Origin of the sequence: Treponema denticola ATCC 35405 (genome assembly GCF_000008185.1) — a bacterium.
Lineage (GTDB): Bacteria > Spirochaetota > Spirochaetia > Treponematales > Treponemataceae > Treponema_B > Treponema_B denticola.
Window position 1 is genome coordinate 1,811,734 of record NC_002967.9, and the last position, 23,942, is coordinate 1,835,675.

Annotated in this window: 27 protein-coding genes; all 27 read right to left on the reverse strand. The window is 28.5% G+C overall.

The genetic code is table 11. The features are described 5' to 3' along the window. Positions 1 to 631: 631 nt before the first annotated feature. A complete protein-coding gene (locus TDE_RS08460; RefSeq protein WP_002679517.1) occupies positions 632 to 1,090 on the reverse strand; it encodes a hypothetical protein in 459 nt (152 codons plus the stop codon). A gap of 192 nt (positions 1,091 to 1,282) precedes the next feature. Beyond that, positions 1,283 to 1,924 carry a transglycosylase domain-containing protein gene (locus TDE_RS08465; protein WP_002679519.1) on the reverse strand — a complete coding sequence of 214 codons (642 nt, stop codon included), beginning with the start codon at positions 1,922 to 1,924 and terminating at the stop codon, positions 1,283 to 1,285. Between the two features lie 101 nt (positions 1,925 to 2,025). Next, positions 2,026 to 2,304 (reverse strand): hypothetical protein, encoded by a 279-nt coding sequence (locus TDE_RS08470; RefSeq protein WP_002669505.1) that lies wholly within the window; start codon positions 2,302 to 2,304, stop codon positions 2,026 to 2,028. A gap of 1 nt (position 2,305) precedes the next feature. After that, positions 2,306 to 2,734 (reverse strand): hypothetical protein, encoded by a 429-nt coding sequence (locus TDE_RS08475; RefSeq protein WP_002669507.1) that lies wholly within the window; start codon positions 2,732 to 2,734, stop codon positions 2,306 to 2,308. 201 nt (positions 2,735 to 2,935) lie between these two features. Further along, positions 2,936 to 3,715 carry a hypothetical protein gene (locus tag TDE_RS08480; RefSeq protein WP_002679520.1) on the reverse strand — a complete coding sequence of 260 codons (780 nt, stop codon included), beginning with the start codon at positions 3,713 to 3,715 and terminating at the stop codon, positions 2,936 to 2,938. Positions 3,716 to 3,799: 84 nt separating this feature from the next. After that, complete coding sequence (locus tag TDE_RS08485) at positions 3,800 to 4,174, reverse strand: hypothetical protein (RefSeq protein WP_002679522.1); 375 nt, start codon at positions 4,172 to 4,174, stop codon at positions 3,800 to 3,802. Positions 4,175 to 4,765: 591 nt separating this feature from the next. Continuing rightward, complete coding sequence (locus TDE_RS08490) at positions 4,766 to 5,458, reverse strand: hypothetical protein (protein ID WP_002679524.1); 693 nt, start codon at positions 5,456 to 5,458, stop codon at positions 4,766 to 4,768. A gap of 398 nt (positions 5,459 to 5,856) precedes the next feature. Further along, the gene (locus TDE_RS08500) at positions 5,857 to 6,246 is read right to left on the reverse strand and encodes a bleomycin resistance protein (protein ID WP_002675091.1); all 390 of its coding nucleotides are present in this window, start codon (positions 6,244 to 6,246) and stop codon (positions 5,857 to 5,859) included. Between the two features lie 524 nt (positions 6,247 to 6,770). Further along, positions 6,771 to 7,589, reverse strand: coding sequence for a hypothetical protein (locus tag TDE_RS08505; protein WP_002679531.1), 819 nt, complete (start codon positions 7,587 to 7,589; stop codon positions 6,771 to 6,773). A gap of 93 nt (positions 7,590 to 7,682) precedes the next feature. Beyond that, positions 7,683 to 7,910, reverse strand: coding sequence for a hypothetical protein (locus TDE_RS08510; RefSeq protein WP_002679532.1), 228 nt, complete (start codon positions 7,908 to 7,910; stop codon positions 7,683 to 7,685). 402 nt (positions 7,911 to 8,312) lie between these two features. Then, the gene (locus TDE_RS08515; RefSeq protein WP_002679539.1) at positions 8,313 to 8,750 is read right to left on the reverse strand and encodes a hypothetical protein; all 438 of its coding nucleotides are present in this window, start codon (positions 8,748 to 8,750) and stop codon (positions 8,313 to 8,315) included. A 187-nt stretch (positions 8,751 to 8,937) separates the two neighbouring features. After that, the gene (locus tag TDE_RS08520; protein WP_002679540.1) at positions 8,938 to 10,353 is read right to left on the reverse strand and encodes a hypothetical protein; all 1,416 of its coding nucleotides are present in this window, start codon (positions 10,351 to 10,353) and stop codon (positions 8,938 to 8,940) included. 186 nt (positions 10,354 to 10,539) lie between these two features. Beyond that, positions 10,540 to 10,665: a hypothetical protein gene (locus tag TDE_RS13375; RefSeq protein WP_010957037.1), complete on the reverse strand. Its 126-nt coding sequence runs from the start codon at positions 10,663 to 10,665 to the stop codon at positions 10,540 to 10,542. 169 nt (positions 10,666 to 10,834) lie between these two features. Beyond that, positions 10,835 to 11,617 (reverse strand): hypothetical protein, encoded by a 783-nt coding sequence (locus tag TDE_RS08525; protein WP_010957038.1) that lies wholly within the window; start codon positions 11,615 to 11,617, stop codon positions 10,835 to 10,837. 177 nt (positions 11,618 to 11,794) lie between these two features. After that, the gene (locus TDE_RS08530) at positions 11,795 to 11,941 is read right to left on the reverse strand and encodes a hypothetical protein (protein WP_164920585.1); all 147 of its coding nucleotides are present in this window, start codon (positions 11,939 to 11,941) and stop codon (positions 11,795 to 11,797) included. Further along, positions 11,938 to 12,780, reverse strand: coding sequence for an AraC family transcriptional regulator (locus TDE_RS08535; protein WP_010957041.1), 843 nt, complete (start codon positions 12,778 to 12,780; stop codon positions 11,938 to 11,940). The genes TDE_RS08530 and TDE_RS08535 overlap by 4 nt, the downstream gene beginning before the upstream one ends. A gap of 681 nt (positions 12,781 to 13,461) precedes the next feature. Further along, complete coding sequence (locus TDE_RS08540) at positions 13,462 to 14,505, reverse strand: hypothetical protein (RefSeq protein WP_010957043.1); 1,044 nt, start codon at positions 14,503 to 14,505, stop codon at positions 13,462 to 13,464. A gap of 229 nt (positions 14,506 to 14,734) precedes the next feature. Beyond that, positions 14,735 to 14,992: a hypothetical protein gene (locus tag TDE_RS08545; RefSeq protein ID WP_002672992.1), complete on the reverse strand. Its 258-nt coding sequence runs from the start codon at positions 14,990 to 14,992 to the stop codon at positions 14,735 to 14,737. Next, the gene (locus TDE_RS08550) at positions 14,985 to 15,272 is read right to left on the reverse strand and encodes a hypothetical protein (RefSeq protein ID WP_010957044.1); all 288 of its coding nucleotides are present in this window, start codon (positions 15,270 to 15,272) and stop codon (positions 14,985 to 14,987) included. The genes TDE_RS08545 and TDE_RS08550 overlap by 8 nt, the downstream gene beginning before the upstream one ends. Before the next feature lie 422 nt (positions 15,273 to 15,694). Continuing rightward, positions 15,695 to 15,970 (reverse strand): helix-turn-helix domain-containing protein, encoded by a 276-nt coding sequence (locus tag TDE_RS08555; protein ID WP_002681200.1) that lies wholly within the window; start codon positions 15,968 to 15,970, stop codon positions 15,695 to 15,697. A gap of 7 nt (positions 15,971 to 15,977) precedes the next feature. Further along, positions 15,978 to 16,364 (reverse strand): type II toxin-antitoxin system RelE/ParE family toxin, encoded by a 387-nt coding sequence (locus TDE_RS08560; RefSeq protein ID WP_002681202.1) that lies wholly within the window; start codon positions 16,362 to 16,364, stop codon positions 15,978 to 15,980. Between the two features lie 300 nt (positions 16,365 to 16,664). Beyond that, positions 16,665 to 17,171, reverse strand: a complete 507-nt coding sequence (locus TDE_RS08565) for a hypothetical protein (protein ID WP_164920598.1) — start codon at positions 17,169 to 17,171, stop codon at positions 16,665 to 16,667. Positions 17,172 to 17,267: 96 nt separating this feature from the next. Further along, positions 17,268 to 18,152, reverse strand: coding sequence for a hypothetical protein (locus TDE_RS08570; RefSeq protein WP_010957046.1), 885 nt, complete (start codon positions 18,150 to 18,152; stop codon positions 17,268 to 17,270). 161 nt (positions 18,153 to 18,313) lie between these two features. After that, positions 18,314 to 19,201: a carbon-nitrogen hydrolase family protein gene (locus TDE_RS08575; RefSeq protein WP_010957047.1), complete on the reverse strand. Its 888-nt coding sequence runs from the start codon at positions 19,199 to 19,201 to the stop codon at positions 18,314 to 18,316. A gap of 170 nt (positions 19,202 to 19,371) precedes the next feature. Beyond that, entirely contained in the window at positions 19,372 to 21,315 is a 1,944-nt protein-coding gene (locus tag TDE_RS08580; protein WP_010957048.1) for a hypothetical protein, read from the reverse strand. A gap of 104 nt (positions 21,316 to 21,419) precedes the next feature. Continuing rightward, complete coding sequence (locus TDE_RS13190; RefSeq protein ID WP_010957049.1) at positions 21,420 to 23,030, reverse strand: P-loop ATPase, Sll1717 family; 1,611 nt, start codon at positions 23,028 to 23,030, stop codon at positions 21,420 to 21,422. Between the two features lie 92 nt (positions 23,031 to 23,122). Further along, on the reverse strand, positions 23,123 to 23,872 hold the full coding sequence (locus tag TDE_RS08590; protein ID WP_002683251.1) for an SIMPL domain-containing protein: 750 nt from the start codon (positions 23,870 to 23,872) through the stop codon (positions 23,123 to 23,125). Between the last annotated feature and the right edge of the window lie 70 nt (positions 23,873 to 23,942).

Here is a 23,942-nt window from a genome sequence, read left to right on the forward strand (position 1 = left end):
TTGTTATTGTAAATAAAATATTTAGAAGTATAATCAGAATTGATAAATTAATGTATATAAGCACTCCAATAAAACTTAAACTTCTAACTAGGTAAAAAGAAAATATGGATAAAAACATTAGAGCTATATTTGATACTATTATAATTATGTTAAAATATACCTGACTTTTTTTGGTTTCACTAAAGAGAAACGGAAAATAAATCGCCAATAAAAGAAATATTGTTATAAATATCATTTTATATTTTAACCTCCAAGACTATGTATCTAATATTGTTTTAAATCTCAATAAGACTTGCACCTGCTGCCGGCGTTAAAGCGAATGTTAGGACAATATAGTAATTTGTAATTAATTTTTTTCAGCATTTTATTTTCCCAATAAATTTTGAGCATCAACCTTACTATTCAATTTGTATTTCAGCAATAAAAGTATCGAAATAACCGCTTCTATATAAGTTGTATATAGTTTACTGTAACTGACCGGGTAAAATCAATTTTTCTTTATAAGGATATTATATATTCATTAATTGCTCTATCATCAATGCCAAAGCTATACCTGTTACTATATGTCTTTGCATTAACTAAAAATTGGTGTGTATAAGCTTGAGCTCTTTACAAAAATTACAGAACATTATTACTTTACTACCTTTCGAATTTTTATAAGTTTCAACCATTTTCTTTGACGATGTTTATAAAAGCAATTAGCCCAAAGCCAAACAATAAATGTTTTCCAACCGGCTCCAATTTCAACTTCATCACTATAATCCGTTGTTCCATTTCCGTTATCAATCAATTTAATTCTATGATTCCATATAGGTACATGTGTATTGCTTTCGTTTGTATAAATTTCGTCTTTATTAAAATTAATTACCTTAATTGTATGAGTTCCATAAGGAATAAAGCTAAACATTTTAAACAAAAACGAAAATGTCCGTCCTTCACTCCAAACGAGTTCCTTGTCGTCCCCAATTAGTTTAAATAAAGCATACGGAGACGCAATATATTGCAAAGTTTTTACATCGGTTAATAGTTTAAATACAGAATCAATATCTGACGGAAAAGTACTTTTTACATACACTACTTTTGTTTTCATTATCCCCCCCATTAAAAGTATACAATCTCATCTATAAAAAATGCGGATAGTTATACCTGTTTACTATTTATTTCCAAGCAACAAAATCACTTACACATTTTCTGAATCGGCCAATTGGCTGTGAGCATAACAGCCGCTCAATCTGCAATTGGACATAACTCCATTTGTCGGCTTTGAAAACGATAGTATATGTTATTCATTTATACGCTTAGAAATTTCATTAACTTTTTCTTCTATAAGTCTTTTATTTCCAATTTCTATATTATACTTAATTGGATTTATTGTAGCTAGTATTAATTTTATAAATTCTTCATTACTTAAACAATTATAATCTTTATCAAAATAACATTTTGATGCATCAGCAAGCCCTATTATTCCATTTCCAAAATGGGCATTTGAAATCACATAATTATAGCAATCTTTATAGTCAATATTTTTTTCAATATTTCTCATAGTTCCAAAAATTATAATTCTCCGATCCATTGTCGTAATTTTTTTATTTCTTTCATCAATCTTTGCAAAATAAAATGTTGCCATTATATATGCCATTTTATTTTTTGAAGAAACAAAATCCATAATTAAGGGAAGTTTTTTAAATTTCGGATCTTTATTATTCGTGTAAATATAACTCATAATTTCTATTTGCTTTTCAGTTAGTTCAACTGTAGTTTCATTCTTTATATTTTCATACTTTATTTTTATACCTTTCTTATTAATATATATATTTAAAAAAATATATAAGAATAAACAACACAATAGCATAAATAAAAGTAAATAAAGAAATATTTTTATAACTAAAGATCTTATATTCTTTTTACTTAGTGCTAATTCCATTTTTTCTCCAGATCCTACCTGTACTGTACACATACATTATTTTAAACCAAAAATGAGCTTGATCCAGTTATCAGCGCTAAAGCAGATGTTAGACGCTAATCTCAAAATTCATAAAAATCATATAAATATAAATATTCACAATCTTTCATTATTTCTTTCTTATAGTTTTCTTCAATGTTATCCTCAAAATTATTTTTTATGGAATTCCAAGATTCATTATACTTTGCAGAACCATAAAATCTTTCAAATGCTTGTTGTTTTTTATTTTTATAATTTTCTAAATTATATTTTCCTTGTTCAATTATCTTTCCATTATTTACTTTTATTAAAATGTATTCTTCAAATTCTGAAAGATACCCACCATGAATATAATTTATCATATTACCTTGAGGTATAGTAAGAACCCCAGTAAAAAAAATCACATACAACTGGTATATCTGTTTCAAATAGTTCTGAAAAAATTGAATTTTTTTCCGTATCAAATACTTCAGATTTATCTTTAGGATATACAGAAATTGTTATAAAAATATCAATGACATATAAACAATCATTTTTTATCGCGAATTTTGCTATATATCCACGCCAACAAGCAGTAGAAATCAACGCTTTGTAATTAGAAAAAATTTTATCAAATTTATTTCTTACTTCTTCTTTTTGTAAAAACAACTGATCCAATGGATTTGTAAACAATTCCTTCGTTTCATTTTCAAAAATTAATATGTCAGAAGCCTGTGCTGTTGCAAATAATTTTGAATTTAGAGAAAACAAACTGAACAATAAAAAAATATATATCTTTATATTTCTATTCATAAATTCTCCATTAAAATATAATAGTACATCTCAGAGGGGTATCCATGTAACATTCGCTTAACCTGCATTTGCAGCGCTGCCAACGCGCATAGCGGCGTCAAAGTTGGCGCGAAAGTTGCACCAAAAGGGAGCCGTAGGCGACCATCCAAGCAACTTTTGTGACAAAACAAATGTCAGGTTGAAGCGGGGATTAGAAGGCTCTTACTCAATTAACTCAATCATTTCAAAAATGATTTTATCGTCCGGGTGTGTATTTCTTTGATTAAAAATACCCAAAATAACATCTAAATATGTAAAATTCAAATTACTTACAAAAACTTTTTTTTGTATTTCCTTATTTTTACTATTGTTAATAACCTCAATTAACGAATTTGTCAGTATCCAAATTCTACGTTCTAGTTCTTGAAAATAATCGATTTCATTTTTTGGTCGTTTAACGACTCTACAAAAATTTCCTTCATAAACAATGGTATCATTTTCTTTACAAAATAAATATTCTTTTTGATTAGGCTTTTCATTCCCCTTATTACTATCACATTTTAACGACAAACTTGGATTTAATTGATATATTTTTAATTGTTTTATAACATCTAACTTTGTATAACCTTTAGCTGACGTAGTTTCATGATTATATTGAATAACAATATCTAATGAATTATTTATTTCATTTAACTCTCTTAAAAGTAGCATAAAATTTTCATTATCATTGTTTATATTATTAGACTCTTGAATCTCTAGTAATTCTTTAGTCTGCAAATTAATCGATTTTTGTTGTTCTTTTAATGAATAGAAAAATAGAACAGAAGCGACTATTGAAGTTAACGGTCCAAGTATTGAACCGATAAAAGTTGAATATGAACCAAGAATATCACTGTTATAGACTCCATTAAAAAGTGTGTATCCACTTTTTAAATAACCAATAAAACTCGACAATAAAATAATGCTTGCAATGATAACTATCGAAGCAATGAGTCTTTTCATATTTCCCCTCATCAAAGGCGGCGTTCTAACTACCGTTTGACATACATTCGCAGCTTGTCCTTGTTGTCAACGTTGAAGCTGGTGTTATGTGGTTTTCTTTATTTTCTTAACCTTATAGTTAATTAATTCCAAATCAAAAATTTCATCATTTTCATTATAAATACGAATCGTATCATTATCAATCAATTCTGTTTCTTTAATAAAAATCCATTGAACATCTTTTTCTAAAAACGGATTATACCAGATTGAATAAATTGATATTGTTTTCTTTATTTTTGAGTCTTTAATAGATTTAATAATCATCTGACCGGTTCCCTTAAAAATCCCATCTGAATAATTTGCAATATACTCGTATCCATTATGAATTATCGATGGAATTTCCGGAGGCTGAGTCCTTTTTGCATATAAAACCAAGAGTGAAAATATAAATATACTTAATAATATGATACTTTTTTTCATTAAACATACCTATTGTAAAATGCTTCTTCGTCCTTGCCCTAAAGTTCAATTCATTTTTTTGATTAGTTTTTTTTGCGACGAATATTTTTCTTTTTTTTCACCATGCACCCCAGTGGGGCGTCCATCTAACATTCGCTTAACCTGCTTTGCGGCTTGTCCGCAATGTCAGGTTGAAGCGGGTGTTAGACAATTGCAATTTTAACCATATCGTACTGTGTGTAAAACTGTAGCGGTAGTGAAAATTTAAACTAAACTTTATGCTACTTTAAAAAATTTGGGCAAAGTTTTACAACAACAAACTAAAAACCGATATTGCTTTTTACACCATGTTATATACATAGTGCAGTTCCTATTTTTCAAATAAACTTCTTGTATAGGTTAATCCCCAACTTGGATTAACTTGTTGTTGCCTAAACAATAAACCAACAAAACTTGCTATTGACCATTTTTGTTTTTACCATGATATTTGTACTTGTAAAGATTTTGAAATATTTGCTTGCCCCTGCATGTATTTTTTATCTATATGTTGTCCACTATTCCAACGAACACTACCAGAACATAATATCGAAAAATACTTATTCATTATTTTAATTAATCATCAGCAGGTTTTTGAGATTGAATAATATCTCCTTTATGTTTAATTTCAACTATCATAAATTTAGCCTTCCAAAATTTAGAAGGATAATTTTCAGGATGTTCATTTATATCAGCAGTTTTATCAATTTTTTGTACCCCTTCGCCATATTCAAGGCCTTTACAAAGATAACCTTCACAAAAAGAACCCGCCTCAAAAATTAAAGTATAATCTATCTTTTTATTACGAGGCAGCGGTACATATTGAATTCCTATAGAACCGCAGGAAGTTTCATCTCCATTTTGTGTTACAGTTGTCTTTGCTGTCTGCTTGATATCGTTATTATCTTTCCATTCAAAAATTACATTTACGGGTAATTTTATATTAGCCATCCATTTATCGTCATAGTTTACCGAACCCCAAAAAAAGTTAGGTATTAATACTTCAAAGCATAAAGCATCAAAGTCAGTAGATAACGGTAAAATAAATGAACCGGTAATACTTCCTGCTTTTTTAAAATCGAATTCATCTTCGCAATATACTTGTGAATAAATTCTTTGATTTTCTGAATATTCTGATTTTATTGTATGTTCTTTTTTAACATAACATTTTTCTAACCTGTTTTTACTATTACACATACAACCCCATAAAACAATGGATACAAACAAAAAAAATATAAAACTAAAACCATAAATATAATATCTTTTCATCGTATTTCCTCACTTAGCCAAATAGCCACTATAAATAAAACATAACTTTACTCACATAACCTAAGTTATTAATCGGAGTTTTAAGCTTTAATTTATAAAAAATACATCCTATTCTTCAAAATTGCAGTTTATCGTACCGTAAGGCGTCGTTCTAACATTCGCCTAATCTGCAAACGGGCATGGTCCCTTTTGTCAGCGTTGAAGTGGGCGTTAGGTAATCTCTGTATAACATTGAAATTTGTAACTACTTTCCAAAAATACTAGCTATCTTATCTAATGTTGAGAGGCGAACATATTCAGAATGATTTTACATCCTAGAAATAACACTTCTTTAGTTTCCAATTTTGCTACCATTTGCATAAGTCTTAATTTTAAATCTCTATATAAACTTTGACTCATCAATCTGTAAATCGTAGAAGATATCCATCTGGATCTTGTAGTAAAAACTCTTTTTGAATAATTTTTTCGCAACCATTACTGTAATGGCTGACAGTCATTTCTCGAAACGGCTTTATTCCAAAATCTAAAATTCGTCTATAGAGGCTCTCCAAATTAGAAACAGTCATCTCAAAGTTAATACCTCTCCCATATGGGTGCTCCAGTATACCAACATTCCAATTGCCATTATCTTGTTCAAACATCATTTGATTATTTTCCAATGAAAGAAAAATAAATTTATCCTCTTGTCTTTCATATTCTATTTTGAATTGTAATATTTCGACATAAAACTCTCTGGTTTTCTCTATGTTAGCTACTGTTAATTCAGGTATTAACGAATTAAACTTCATACATATCTCCTTAAATTAGGATTTATAAGTATTTACTTGTATCCTTAATGCTCAATTCATCCATTTTCTTTTTATAGAGCTCAACAAAATTTCTTATCTATGTCAGAATTAGGCTTTGAATAATCTTGTAAGCTTCAACCTATCGCTTTGTTAATAAAAATTTATTACTTCTAAAATTATTTACCAATATTTTTCCAAGAAGTTAGACAAATCATAAAATAAAAATTTGTTTTTCGTACATGCAGTCATTTTTATTACATTTTCATCATTCCTACTTGTCTCAAACAACTCTTTTAATTCAATGTATTGATCTATTCTAATTTTCTCAAATTTTAATTTATTTCTCTAAATATTTGCTAATACCATTCTAAGTTATTTTCTCAATTGCTAATAAATTCTCGTGTATATTTTGAGACTTCTACCTTCGTATATTTCCATGTGCCGTAGGCATCAACCTAACTACCGCTTAACCTACATTTGCGGCTCGTCCGCAATGTCAGGTTGAAGCGGGTGTTAGGTTGTATTTATTTTATTTTCAACATTACATCTTCAGCATTTTTATTAAATTCTTGTTGCAATTCTTCCTCTGTATTACATTTTGCTAAAATTTCTTTATCCAATTCAAAATAATCCCAATTATCTCCTGAGATATATTTAGCAATAGAATAATATTTTTCAGCATGCGGAGATAAACCTATAAATAAGTCATACTCCGGTGCTCCTTTTTTCTTAAAATAACATCCAATACCATATTTACTATCGAGTTTTCCTTTATATTCATATTTTGTCACATTTGCATCAAGAAATTTTCTGCAAATCTCCAATAATTTTTCTTTCATTTCATAAACGGCAATAATTGTATCGGGAGAATATAACATAGCTACCTCATGCGGTGTAAATAATAAAGTATGAATGTCTTCACACATATATTCACGAATTAAATCAAAACGAGTAAAATCTGTTGTCGCTCCTTTTTTATCTATAATTTCAAACAAATCTTCCCAAAATAGAATTTTATCTTTTGGAATAGGAATTTCTTCACGAAAAGAATAATTTTTCCTGATTAAGTAAGCATCACGTGTGTCTTTATCATATTCTGAAATTGTTAATCCGGAATTATTAATCTTTACTTCATATCGTAATTTTTCTGAATTTTTTGTGATAATAGTGAAATCAGGCACAGTTCCTTTCAGATTATCTTGTGCTTTTACTTCTGCAATATCTAACAACTGTAGATTAAATGGTTTTAGCAAAAAATCAAATACAATTTCTTTTTTCCATAATGCTTCATTATAAAAAAAACTTGTTATTGCTTGTGTAGCAAGATTTTCATATATATTCAAAATAAATGTCTTCCTTTCTAATTTCAATTTTACCACGCTAACGGCATATGAACCTAACAAGAATAATAAGATTCTTGTTAGGCTGACTTCATATCATAATGCAGGATGATGTTTTTTTGTCGGACTTTTTGAACAAGAACCGCTTGTTAATGAAGATATGCTTGAATATTGCATTCCACAATATTTACAAGTATATTTTGGTTTTTCGTTTCCTTCGTATAATGAGTGCCTTCTTGTTGGACTTCTTGAACAAGAACCAGATGTTAATGAAGAAACAGAGGAATACTTCATCCCACAGTATTCACAGTAAAAATTTGCCATAAAATCCTCCTATGATTTTATAAATTTATTTTTAAGTCGAAATAAATGGTCATAGGTCGGTTCCACACAAATCTTTCCGCAAGCGGTCAGCTTGTCAACCTAACATTCGCTTGACCTGCATTTGCGGCTTGTCCGCAATGTCAGGTTGAAGCGGGTGTTAGACTTTCTATATACATATTCTTAAAACTCTTATGAAAGTCTTTTAAATTTTATAATGACTCTTCAATCGCACAATTCATTACATAAATTTGATAATCTTAATTTAGTATTTGCAAGAAATACACTAGCTTTTGCAGATACTTCACTCGTTTTAATATCTTCTGCTAAAAAAACTAATAGTATTTTAATCAATACTATTAGATATTTTATAATTACCTTTAAATTCATAGTGTTTTTCTAGCATCATATAATATTTTTAAAATCAATTTGAAAAGTTTCTCTATAAATAGTTTTATTTCCTATTTTTATTTTTTCATTGATTTTTACTAATGCGCGATTTAAGCAAGTTTGATTAGGTCGATCATTGATGAAGTTCTTGAGATTTTCAGTAAAAGAAATTTTATCATCATAATATGAATAGATTCTATTACAAAAAATAATTTCGTGTGTCTCAATATAATTCAACAATTCATATATTGGAAATATATTATATTTAATATCATCGAGACCATAAAAAGATCTACTGCCTGTGACAATAAAAAAAACTATTTTATCATTCGCTGCTATACTAATATTTGTTTTTACTGATAAATATTTTCTAAAATCGACATCAGAAAACAATTTTTCAATTTTTGATAGTTGTTTAGTTGCGGTTTCCAAAGCATCATAATTGGTTTTCATTTCATAAATATTGGAACCATAAAGTGAATTCTTACATTCTGCTACAAAAACAATATCATCTGACTTTGCTATAAAATCAATATCTCCATCAGTCTTAGCAAAATTAAATTTAATTGATTTATTATGCTGGAAGTTTTTTTTGCAAAAACTATTGACAGTTTATTTTCCAGTATTTCTTCATCCAATTTTATTTGCTCATGATTTTTAAAGCATAAATTTCTAAGAATATTACTGCTTTCCAAATTGTTAGCACCAAATAAAATAAAAGTTCTCCCCATAAGAATAGGTGTCGTTTGGATATCAAATTTATTTTTTTATCCCAAGTAAGTTCATTTATAAGTTTGTTGATAATTTCAGTATCTTTATAAATTTTATTTAACATATTTATAAACAAATCATAACTATATACTGGTACTATTGACTCATATTGTAAAAAACAATCATTGTTATGTTTATTTAATGCATAATTTATTGCATATGCACAAAATTCTATGATTCGTTTAAATTTGATTACATCAAAAACACCTATACCATTCTTTAATTTCATGTCTTTTATGTTATTATCGTCTATATGAAATTCTGTTAGCAACTCAGATAAGAATGCAAATTCTTCTCTAAATAAATTATCAGAATCAAATATTTTTATATTTTCATTAAAGAGTAAAAATATCACTATTCGTCGAGTTGGTAGTTCTTCGATCTTCCAATATTCAGTTGAAGAGATATTTTTTTCAAATAATTCATAAATAGATATATTATCTTTTCTAGAAAGCAATTCTTTTATAATTGCGTTATAATGGTGACTTGGTGTAACAAAATAAGTTAAAACTTTTGCTTTTTCTATTTTTTCTTTAGAAATCATATAACATATTTTATCATTTCTTTGTTCAAAATTATAACCATAAGTTTCAACTTCATATTCAAATTTTTGTATTTTGTTTACTACTATAATTTTTTGTAGTAGTTTTTTACAATCAGATATAATATTTTTATGTGAATTAATATCCAACGGTCCAAAATCTTCATCAGATACATTGAATTCTTTCGTATATCTGTCCACTAATGTTGAAATTGCTTCGGAAACAGGATCGACACCATATATAGGGTCACTTATAAGGTTAGAATAACTTGGTTTGCCAATTTTTACTTCCAGTAAATCAAATTCTAATATTGCATATAAAGTTTTTATAAAGCGTTTTTTATATTTTTTTATTACATTATCAGCAAATTTTAATATATTTCTACATTCTGGCGCAACATAATGTAAAGCCAGCATACTTCTCAAATAATTTACATTTTCTATTTTCAATTGCTCGTGTGTTTTCGATAGAATGTTTTCAATAATATAGCTTATTTTTTTCGTATTAAATTCCTTTGTTCCAATACGAAAGAAACCTTTGCGTTTCATGGAAGAAAAATAATAAGTCTGATCTTTTGATAATAAATAATATGAAAGCTTTAACACTTCCTGCAATTTACCACTATCAAAATGTAATATTATCTGATCTATGATAATTTCTTTGTCTTTTTTTGATAATATCTTTTCTACATCCGTATTGATATCAATACTTAACTTTAACTCTTTATGTTTTTTTTCTTCCATATCATTACCTCAAAATAAATATAGCCACATAATAAAATTTAGCATAAATATGATATTCGTAATATATTCACATTAATTAATCATGTAAGTAAAAAAATATTCTTTTTCTGGTGATTATCAAACTAAGTCTAACATTCGCTTAACCTGCATTTGCGGCTCGTCCGCAATGTCAGGTTGAAGCGGGTGTTAGGGGCAATTATCCATTCTCAGGCTAATCAAAAAACCATATAATTCTTCGTCAAATTCTTTGATTATTTTTATACTTCCTTCATCATCGGTTAACAAAATACTATCGCTATAATGATTCAACATATACGAATCCAGACTATCGTTTTTATTTAAAGACTTATTTTCCTTAATAACTTTTTCGATATGAATAAGTATATAATTTAGAGTGCCAATAGGAAAATATTTTTCAAATTCAGCTATAAAAATTTTTTTTACAATTTCTATTTCTTCATCTAAAAATATTTTTCTTAAATTAATTTTTTTTTGCTGAAGTAAATTTATTTAAAAGTCGTATAAACTGTTTACTAGTGGAACTCGCTCCATCATTTACGGTTAAATCATTAAAAGCATAAATCCGTTCAAAAAATCCAGGATAAAGTTTATGAATAGAACCTTCAATAACTTTATCATAAATAACAGAAATTAAGTATCCATACTCTCCTATTAGCTCTGTCAATGATTTTTTTGTTTTATTTTCTTCAAAATCAACATAATGTGAATTTATTATTTTTTTTATTATTCTATTTATAAAAGAATTATTAGCTTCCAATAAATAAAACACACAAAATGTAAAACATTTTTTCTTATTTTTATTAATATTTAATTTTTCTAATTTATTATAAAAAAGATAATAAATAAACGATGTAATAAAAATAATATAAAAATTTAAGATCTTAACTTCTTCGTCTTTCTTTAATTTCATAACTCTTTTTAGAAAAGTATTTAACTTATTAGGTTCAGAAAATAAAAAATAGCAATAATCATTTATAAGCCGACTAAAATCATAATACTTTCCATTTTCAATAAATGTTTGAACTCCAATTTGATTATTTATGATATATTTGACAATAATTTTCTTCTGTTCATTTGTAAAATCTTGAGTTGTTATTAACTCGACAAATGTCCATGGAGAAATAACGACTGTAAAATTTTCTAAAGTAGACTTAACTTTTGTAATATCAATTCTAGGATTTCTGCTTACACCAGATAAATAATACAAATAATTTGTTTCTAACTGAATAATTTTCTTTTTCATTTTTACTCTTTGCACCCTAATAGGGTGTCACCCTAACTACCGCTTAACCTGCATTTGCGGCTTTGCCGATGCGCATAGCAGCGGCAAAGTTGGCGCGAAAGTTGCATAAAAAAGGGAGCCGCAGGCGACCGTCCAAGCAACTTTCGTGACAAAACAAATGTCAGGTTGAAGCGGGTGTTAGACGCTTTTATCTATTTTATTAGCTTTTAAGATTGAAGGTATTATATCATTATTTTGATGCTGCACTCCCAATTCTTTTATATCCTCTGTAAACTTTTTATTATCTTCAATATTTTTATTAAAAGAATATACCTCCAGTTTCACTCTTTTGTAATCGGCACCCACAATTCCATATTGTAATTTTTATCGTACATATCTCCCTCTTTGTAAACTTCAACATCGGGAGTGCCGGCGTGCCGATAACCCTGTTCCGGGAAGAAAGTATCCATAACATATTTCCAGCCTTGATGAATACAGTCGGGCACTGGACCTTTTAATTGTACGACAGCGTACTCGGCTTCGGGAATGTGCATGACGGATAAACCGAATGTTTCGGCTTTTTGCTCGTCGGTGCAATCATAGCCTGCCATGTAATTAAAGGAATTGCAATCTTTTACCTCATAGCATGAACCGTAGCTTTGTCCGTTCCCCATAGTAATAAGTTCCTCATGAGAAGCCTTATTAAATAAATCATTCCACACTTTCGGAAAATCGGTTGTTTGATTAGACTGAATGCATAAGCCTGCAATCGAAAACGCTCTTTTCTTTTCAATTCTAATTTCCATAGTTTGTCCTCCGGTAACGGTTAAAGATAATTTTACAGGAGAAAATACTTTAAAGCTTTTTCCGTTCCTCACTTCGCTCGGACTTACGCCGTAGAATTTTTTAAAAGCGGCAGCAAAAGAATCGGGCGATTCATAGCCATACCTCAATGCTATATCTATCACTTTCTCATTGCCGTTTCTTAAATCGGCGGCAGCGCGGCTCAGCTTTCGCAAACGGATATACTCATTTAAAGGATAACCGACCAGTATCGAAAATATCCTGCTGAACAAAGGATACGAATATCGGGATAGGTTCATAATTTCTTTTTCATCCGGTTCAGTATCGAGAGTACTTTCGATGTAGTCTATTGTCTTGTTAAATGATTGAATACTGTTCATCTTTCCTCCTGTAATGTTATGGAAATTATATAAAAAAATATCTTACCGTCCCAATATTTTTTGTACAAATTTTATAGGATTAAACAAGTTTTATAAGTTAATAATTCCAATAAAATTATTAGAACTTCTCTCAAAATCTGTTTTTCAGCCCCCATAATCATTTCAGTGGTTTTTTATAAATTGTCTTAGCAAGTAATTATTATAATCACCACGACCGTCCGAAGGACTTTTATTTTGTTGATTTACTTAGCAAATTTAAAATACTTAGATAAAAGTTTTATTTTCCTCATACAAGTAGATATTATAACAAAACTTTACTCAAAAAAACTAAGCTATTAATTTGTGTTTTAAGCTTTAATTTATAAAAATATACCACATTTTTCAAAGTTACAGTTTATCGTGCCGTAAGGCATCTGTCTAACTACCGCTTAACCTGCATTTGCGGCTTGTCCGCAATGTCAGGTTGAAGCGAATGTTAGACACTTTTATTTTGTTGATTTTCTTAACAAGTTATAAAATCTTTGAATAAAACTTTTGTTTTTCTTAACGTACCATGTGTAAAAATGGAGCTTTCTTTGGCATCAGTTAAACCGTGCAATTTATCCATTAGAAAAAAATTTGCACAGCATTGCTTTTTACACCATGTTAGCAAATGTTTTGTATTCAATTATACAAAAAGTATTATTTGACGAATCGATGAGCTGTTTTTTCTATATAGATTTTATTTCCTTTTTTGGATAGAAATTCTTGTAAATCTGAATAGAAACCATTATCCAAATATTCTTCTTTAATTTTTATAGATCCTTCTAAATCAAAACATGTCTTTCCATAGGCAGGCTCTAAAAACAAAGTACATAATACGGATATAATTCTTTCAACTAACCAGTTTTGCGATAAAAAAAATCCGGTATGTATATAACTATTACACCATCGATTTATCGCAATAAGCAAATCAATATCTATTGGAAACTCTAATAAATTTTTATTACATTTCTCTTTAGAAAATGCCAATAATCTACTAATAGGAATAGTAGCGATCTCTCCTTTTTCATTTTTAAATTCTTTTATTCCAAATGTTTGTAATATTTTAACTTCAATAGATTGCCTGATAAGAATTATTGCTGAAGGTATAATTGGAGATGTAAAAACAAAATAATGATGTATCAAATCTTTTGCCAAAGTAAATATATCTAAATCTGCTGATTGTCTCCTATTTATACCAGCTTGAAAATATTTGCATTTAAAATCAAAATAAATTTCTGAATATAAATACCAATATCCTTTATACAAATCTGTTCCATAATATTCATTTGTTAATTTTTTAATTTCATCATAAACACTTTTTAAGCTTCTCATCATATTTTCCAGTTCATATTCTTCATTAGATTGATCATCTAAAAATTTTACTAATATCTCACTATCAGATTGTTTTTTTATATTATCTTCTAGCTCATTATACTTTTTTTCCATATCTTTTAATAAATCATTATGTATTTTATCTATTTGAGGAATAAAAAACTCTTTGCCTTCGTCATACGCAGTCCATAAAGTACATGTATGAGATGCAAAATTATTAGATAAACTAAGATAATCTATTTTTGAATTCTCTATTATTGTTAAACTGTCAATAGCTTTTTTTAATTCTAAAATCTCTTGACTATTTTTAGCTTTATTATTTTCTAATAAAGCTTTATTTTCTTTTAAAATTTTAATTGCATATTCCATAATACAATACTCCTTTAAAAATATTTCCTTATTCTTAAAAATAATGGTTGTTAACGCAATCTATAAACGTAAGTATGTTTATACATTATATATTCATTAAAATTATAAACCTTATTTTTCAAAATTACAGTTTATCGTGCCGAAGGCATCGGTCTAACATTCGCTTAACCTGCATTTGCGGCTCGTCCGCAATGTCAGGTTGAAGCGGGTGTTAGACGCATTGAATTATTTATCTTTCTATCAGCTTTCCAGTTAAATATTTATGTAAAATACTTCCTGCAAAAACCTCATATTCCATACCTTCTTCAAAAGCTTTGGCCTTTAGATTATTCATATCTTGCTTGACAAGCATTATATCTATCTTCTCGCTTTTCATAAGCATACTTTCAGCTGCTTTTTTAAAATCATTACTAAGATCATAAAAATTTTTTACCGATTTCCATTCATCATTTTCTATAGATTCATATAGCTCTTTTTCACTATTCATTTTCTTCTCCTTTCCAATCAAGATATTTCGATGTATATTTTCTACTTGGAAAAATAGTTTTCAAAAAACAAACATCGTTTTCAAGTACACAAGGAACTACATATACATATCTATCAATTTCTACAAGAAGCAAAAGTTGATTTGGATATTTTTCTTTATTTGGATGCTCTAAAATATCCAATAAATTATCTTGCTCAATTGCCACAATAATCCGCTCAAATGATATATTTCTATCTCTTTTAAGCATCATATTTTTTTCATTATTCCAATCAAATATCATACTATAAATAATATATCACTTTTTCAATCTTTTAACAATAAATCTAATACTACAAATAAACTTTATTTTTTATATTTACATAACAATATTAAAATACAAAAATTAAAGTTTTACTTTTCTTAATAACTCAATTATTACAATTACTATGACCGTCCAAAGGATGTATATTTAGTTGATTTCCTTAATAAGTTTTAAAATTCTTAGATAAAAGTTTTATTTTCTTATATAATAAGTAGATATTATAACAAAACTTTACTCAAAAAAACTAAGCTTTTAATTTGGGTTTTATGCTTTAATTTACAAAAACACACCCTATTTTTTCAAAGTTACAGTTCATCGTGCCGAAGGCGTGCGCTTAACATTCGCTTAACCTGCATTTGCGGCTTGTCCGCAATGTCAGGTTGAAGCGAGTGTTAGCACTTTTAAATTCTTTCTATGTTTACCCTGTAGCCAAGAGAATTTACAACAGATAAAAAAGTCTGATAATTTATTTTACCTGCTGTTTTATTATTTCGTAATTTTTGAATGATTGTCGGTGATACTTCAGCTTTCCTCGCAAGTTCTCTAACAGATATATTTTCCTCTTCCATTTTTTCAAGTATAAATTCCGATAGTAGAAAGTTATTATATTCTTTATCAAACTTCTTTTTTTGTTTTATATCATTTTTTATGTACTTATCAAAGGTCGACTCTTCCATAATCACATCACTCCTCATATAAATGTTCATATATTTTTTTATTTTCTAAAGCGATTGTTTTTTCTGCCAACGGCAGTTTATTCGTTCTTTTACAAAATCCATTTGTTACAATTATTTTCTGTCCTTTCTTAAAAAAACATAAATATCTATCAGGCTGAGGTTTAAATGCATAAATTTCATCTCCTTCATATCTGAATTTTGTTTTATCAAATATTTTACCGAAATCACCTATTTTCTTTATCAACATAAGAAATTTTCGTTTTTGAGAAGGTGAAGCTTTTCTAAAGTATTCAAATGCTTGACTATATCCTGCTTTATCATAAAACCATTCAATTCTAAAAAAGACACCTTCATATATCAAGTAATTTTCTTTATCCATATTATATTGTACCATTTTTATGATACAATATCAATACCTACTACAATAAAATTTAAAAAAATTATTCTTTTTTTGCACCGCGAAAGCGGTGTCATGCTAACATTCGCTTAACCTGTATTTGCGGCTCGTCCGCAATGTCAGGTTGAAGCGGGTGTTATGGCAAAAATATTTCTTATACAGAATTAGATTTCTTAAATCCTTTTCTCTTTAAGGAAAATTCTGTTATATTTTTTGAAGCGTATGCTTCTATATATTGTACTGTTCCTAAACGGCATAAAACCGCTTCTTCGTCCAAGCCTGAAATTATATCCTTTATTACCAAACTGTTATTTCAGTATATTCTGTAATAAGTTCGCCATCATCAAAACTATATACAATTTTTCCTATGAAATTTTTTTCATTTTTCATTTCTTTAACCAACCAATATTTTTTAATTTCGTTGAACATATTTCCATGATTATTTATTATTTTATTTTTAATGATAAAAACTTCTCCATTCTCTGACTGATAGGAAAAACTATAAATCATCATTTTTTTCCATGATATATTCTTATCTACTAAAAAACTGAAATCATCATACAAAATACCAAATGGCCATGTTTGTACGGTATGAGTCCAAAGCACAATATTGTTATGATTTTTAGAATCGGTATTTTCTTCATGACAAAAATTATACTGTTGAAAAACCCAATGTGGATAACTTTTAGAATTTATTTCAAAATTTATCGCATAGCAGTTAAACAGATATATACATATAAATAATAGTGAAACTGTTCTTTTCATTTTTCCTTCTAAAAAAGCAGGCCAGAGGCCTGTCGCCATAACATTCGCTTAACCTGCATTTGTGGCTTGTCCGCAATGTCAGGTTGAAGCGGGTGTTAGACATTATTTTCCATTAATCATTTCCCAAAGTTAATATTACTTTGAGAATAAATCCGAATAAGCTGAAATATCAGTATAATTATCAATAAAAGAAATTATTTCTTTATACTTTTTTATATACTTAAAACATAGAATTGCAAAGTATGAAAGACTTCCTGAAATTGTTGTAAATAACATAAACAATAAAAAACCTCTTAAGGAAAGAAGATTATCAAGAAAAGTAGATACATCAAAAAATATCTGCGGATATTCATTTTCAGGAATTGGAATAAAGTGTAAAGGATAAATCACAGTTATTATGATAATAGGAATAAACATCGCAATAATATTTCTTATAATTTTTAAATCTTTTATTTTACTATTCATTCTTGCGGTATAATTATTAAATTTATCAATTAACAAATAAGAATTTTGACAATATTTATTGAAGTTCCTTTCTTCCTCGTTTATATCTTTCCACAAATCTTTATCTGGTATATCAGGCAGTGATAATATTTCTGGCTGAATGATAAAAGCATTAGGAGAAATAGGTATTTTCCGTGTTTCTAAATCATCATTATATTTTTTTATTTCTTCTAATATATATGAAAGACAGTTCTTGGGATAATAAACACGAGGAACATTTTCTATAATATAATTTACTATTTCTTCATTTGAAAAAGATTGAAAAATATTATTTTTGATTTTTTCTTTTATCTGAAATTCATATTTTAAAATCATCCTATCATGCCAATCATAAGCAATATTAGAAATGTTTAGTTTTTGTTCCTTAAACTCAAGAAGCAAATCTTGGCATCCGTTATATAATTCATCAAATTCAGAAATATTATTTAACAATTTTGATACAATAAAAGCAAATGTTACTCCAATTAAAGCTGCTGCGGCACCTGAAAATGCAAAAAAGAAATTATCCCAATTCATGTTTTACCTTCACATTTATTTTCATTACTATACTAGACATTTACATCTACTATAGAAAATATCTAATTAGTTTTACACTATATTTTTTTCGTTATCCATATGTCTAACATTCGCTTAACCTACACTTGCGGCTTGTCCGCAATGTCAGGTTGAAGCGGGTGTTAGTTTGCTGATTTTCCATAATCTTTACGGATAAACGGCTCTTGTTTCTCTTCCGATAATAAAATCTCATATTTTGTCGGCTGCCGGTATGCGTTACCATGAACTTCTCTACTTCTATACTTTCTTAATTCCTCTATATTAAAAGTTGCGATATATATTCCTTCTTCCTCTCCGGCTTCTATTATTAATGTATCTCGTGAATATGGTTCATCAATTTCATAGGCAATACCGTCAAATGCTGTAGAATGACCATTACAATCGGGTTTTCCTTTTGGATAATTAACAGTTGCAATGCCAACCATATTTTCAAATGCTCTTGCTCTTAATTGTGAAATCCTATTAATTTCCATTGGACATGCATTCGGTACAAGTAGTATTTCTGCACCTTTGAGCATGAGTATTCGTGCACTCTCAGGAAATTCTCTATCATAACAAATCATTGAACCTATTTTTACACAACCGCGCTCTGTGTCTAATTCAGATACATAAAAATCATTACCGGGCATTAAATTTTTTTCATCTCCAAAAATACATGTATGTACTTTTGCATAGGTATATAGTTCTTTTCCAAATCTATCAAACAGACATATACTGTTTCTTGGTAATGGCTCATACTTTTCAAGAAATGTTATACCGATAGCCATTTGCAATTCTTTTGCTAAATCCGAGAATGAATGTATAAATGCATCATTTTTACTAATTGCTTTACTCTTTAATTCATTGACAGATTTAGGGATTTCGTAACCAATACTCCACATTTCAGGAAATAATGCTATATCTGCCCCCATATTTTTTGCCTTGCGACAAGCAGCTATACCGATATACATATTTTCAACAAGAGAGTTCCCCGGCGTTAATTGTAGTAAAGCTATGATAATTTTGCTCAATTGCGTATTCCTTATTGTATTAAATCTTGTCAAACTAACTACCGCTTAACCTGCATTTGCGGCTTTGCCTCAAGCGAATCGTAAGGCAAAGTTGGCGTAAAACTTGTGGTGCCATATAGGCACATTAAGCAAGTTTTATGACAAAACAAATGTCAGCGTTGGAGCGGGCGTTAGGTTTTTATTTTTAAGCACTTATTTACTGATCTATAGATTAGTGGCAGAATGAATCTATAATAATCAGCAGGTACTGTATGAAAATAATCTGCATTATAATCATCCATTTGTGATCCTTGTTTGTATAAAGGTAGTGTTTTTAAGTTTATCAGTCTTTTTCGTAATGCATTTCTATACTTTTTATCAACATTACGAATAACCAGTATTATTATTAAATTCCTATTCTTTTCATTCAATTTCTTATTTGCAATCACGGCCTTAATAAATAACGGAGCCAGTCCTTTGATGATTGGTGCTATATTAATCTTATTATTTCTACAGAATGTAAATGTTGTCTTTAAAATAGAATATAGTATAGCAGGTGCAGAATGTGAATAACGATTCAAAATTAATGATCTTAATGCTATTTTTACTAAAAGATAGTAAATATTAATTATCGAATTCATTTCTTTGCTGGTCCAATTCCACGACCAGTTAACATAATATAACTGTTGAAATACAGATCTATCAGTAATAATATAAAGATCTAAAGTCAATTTATATATTTGTTCAAGTATGCCATCAACATGGCTACCTCCTGATATATAACGAAAACCTAGAATTTGTATAATTTTTTGAATTAGGTCTAAATTTTTAAGGTTTTGATATACCCCATTATTCCCATCTTTTTGATTGTATAATAAAATCATTGCCGCTCGTCCCAGCGTTCTATCATTTTGATAGTTATAAAGCATATGAGTAGTAAAATCATCATAAACTAACACAGGCGTGAGAAGACTGACTGCACTTAATTTAGATTGAATCTTCATTATTGATTCAACTATTGATGCTTCATATTGATCAAACACAGAAGAGGTTAACAGATAAAATGAAAGCTCATTTATAGTTCGATTAATCGAAGATCGAGCTAATTGATCGTTGTTACTATTATAAATTTTGATTAGTTCATTATTAAGGCTCGCAAGCAATAGTTTAAAACTATCAGGAAGAAGATATTCTTTTTTAAATATTGGAATCATCCGCAATATCCAATTAAGATCATCAGTAATATACTTACTGGAACCAAGTACATTTCGAATAAAAAATTCAAATATGGATTTTATATAAAAATCAGAATTGAGATTAGGTTTTAAAAATAACATCTGAATTCTAACAAGTGTTGATAAAAACATATCTAAGTAAATATTGTTAATCCGTATACTCCTAATAGCCGTATGTATTTCTTCTATTTTCATAACAAAGTCGAAGAAGAAGTTATCAGTTTTAATATAATAACCATTTATGTAGTTTGAGTATTTTTCTACACTATTATATAGACACTGTACTGCTTTTTCGAATGTACTATATTGACTTCTGTCTAAACTTGCATGAATAACCTCATATATGTTTTGAAACTTATATATAAATACCTTAAACGATACATTGAGAATTTGTCCTTTGGGATATCTGTTTGGATTATCTTGTGATGATATCGATCCTATAATCATTTCTTGTAGACTTTGTCTTTTAAATAAAGGATTCTGTTGTAATTTTATATTTTCTGATGTCAATACTGAAATTGCTTTATCTAAATCCTTTTCAATAATCGGACAGCATATATCAAGAACATCTAATTGAGATCGTACTTTATTGTAAAAGAAGAAAGCATTTAATAAAATTAATATTAGGATAGTAGCACTAAGGAATTGCATCATTTTGGAATTTGGGGATATTACCATGAGTAATATTTGAAGAAACCCCAATAATAAATTTATTATAATCAAACGATTAAATTTTCCGTTTTTAATAACAAGTTGATATAAATTACTTGAAATAGATTCACTAAAACGTTGAAAAGGAAGTATCGCTAAAGATATGACTAAAGCAACTACAGTAATCGACATTGAAACTAGTCCATCTATAGTTGCATTGTTTTCAAATATTTCTAATAGTTGTTCCATATTTTTATTATTGCTCTGCCCGCAGGGTCAGCCTAACATGCACTTAAGGTGCAACTGGGCTGAAGCCCAGTTGTCAGCTTGAAGTGCTTGTTAGAGGGCTGTAATTACTCTTCTTGATATATGATTTCGCTTCCCAAATTCAATACTTTTTGTAACCCATAATGAACACTATATTCTTGACCTTTTTGCTTCTTAATCTCTGGATACATTTTTGCTTGACTTCGTTGTCGATAGCAAAAACGATAGAACGGTTCTTTTTCACTTCTATCAATGTAGCAAATTACATTAGTCTCATATAATAATTGCAGGAAACCATCTTCAGATGAAAAGACTGTATGCATATTTTTAAGTTTCTCTTTGTTTTCTTGAACATATCTTTCAAATATTGTTTTGTAATATTCATATGTAAACTGCCATTTACCATGCAAATATTCAAAAAAAACAATAAACATGTTAAATTCATCATTAGTGTAGAAAAACGATAATTGATCTCGTAGGGTGCTAAGCATATAATTTGAGTATTGTTCTTGAAATTCTGAACTAAGAAAAATGTCGAGAAGAAAAACATCCCGGTTTCCATACCCCATTTTTTCCTGTGTGTCTTTAAAGATTTTCAAAACGACCATTAAATCACGCGGTCTTGAATATGTTTTTCGTAGGATATTGATAAATGAATCATCATATTCTCTGTTTCTATTTGTTGAATTGGTGTGCCATGGTAGATATTTGAACCATGCTTCGCCAATTTGCATTTTATCAGAACCGTCTTGCTGAGATGATAATAACCTATCTGCTATTTTGAATAATTCGGAGTTTTGATAATTTTGATAAGTTGTTCTAGTATCAATAAAGACTGAATTATCAGTCATTTTATTAGCAGAATTTTGGAGGCGTAAAACATTAAAAATGTCAGGTCTTATAAGCAGTACAATTCGAAACAATCCTAGTGTATCTTTAATCTTACCAAAGAAATCTTTATTTAATGACCATGCAGCATTCGCAAGCCCCTTAATACAGTCAATATAGTCATCATAAGGTATTGTATCAGGACGCAAATCTATTCCATCAATAAAAAGAACAATATTTTTCTTTAGTTTTGTAGAATTTAATGCCTCTTTAAAAGACTTTTCAATTTGTAGTAAATTTACTTGGAATTTGCTTTCTACATATGAAAGAGTGTTTCCTAATTCACCTTCAAGCTCAGCGTTTTCATGTGCTATTTTTGTTCTAATTTTTGAATCTTCTATCCAGTTCAAAGCATATATTATTTCCGGAGAGAAGGCTTTATCATAATACAACTTTATTGATTTCTTAATTTTTTGGAGTTTATTTGCTTTAGTCAATAAATTTGCTTTCAAGTCATTTGCTTCTATCATACCAGCAGCTAATGTTAATAAGCAAACTTTCCAGATATCAACATAATCAGATAATGACAAATTATTACTTTTCTTTAGCTGAAGGAATTTCTGATATTCAATTTCTCTGATAAATCTTGTTTCACCTCGAGTATTTTTATATTCATTGCTAGACAGGAATACAGAATATGCAGTCTTTCCAGTACCTTTATCGCCAATTAGATAGTATGTACTTGGCAATAATAACTTATCTAGATTATCATTTTTTACAAATATTTTATGGAAAAGCTTTTTCCCTTCTTTTGTTGTATAATTTTCTGCATCTGCAAAGCCCAAGTTTAAATCTTTTATTGCTAACATTGTATTCTCCTTTTGTCCATCTAACTGCCGCTTAACCTGCATTTGCGGCTTGTCCGCAATGTCAGGTTGAAGCGGGTGTTAGATGCTCATTCCTATTGTATTCCAAATTGTAATTTCATTGTTATTGTTGCGGTCTTTTGTTTTGATGTAGTATTAAAAGTTCCCTCCCAAGAATAATCTTCATTTGAATTTCTAGCTATTATTTGAAATACACCCATATTTGCATTCTTCAATCGTCCTAGTTTAAATCCTGATTTACTCGCTATTGTTTCTGCTCTAGTTTTTGCATTTTCAGTTGCATATTCAATTAATTCTTTTTTCAATTCAGTCAGTTTCGTATAATAATATTGTGGTTTAGATGAATAGAATTCAACCCCCATATTGATTAACTCTGTAATTTCTCGTGAAATAGTTTCTATTTTCTCTACTTCGTTTGATTCAATCTTTATATCTTGCATTAAGCGATATCCCTTAAAAAGACGTTTTTGGTTTTTATCCATGTCATATATTGTTTCATATTCCTTATCAATTACTACTGCTGAAAATAAATATTCATTTGTTGACACATTTCGCTTTTTTAGAAAGTCTATTATTTTATTTTGATCAAGCTGCAATCGCTCATACGCATTTTTTAAATCAATATCAGTCTGTGAAAATGAACCAGACCATACAATCAAATCAGATTCAAAATCTTTTGTTCCCAAACCTGTTACTTGGATTACTTCACTCTCTTTATTTCTTTCCAAAAATGTCTTTGATAAAACAATTAATGATATAATAATTGTAAATAGAATCATAGAAAGTTTTATAATTTCAATCTTAGATTCATTTCTTATTTCCATACCATACCTCTTATTTATAAAAAAATATTCGCACCGCGAAAGCGGTGTCCATCTAACATTCGCTTAACCT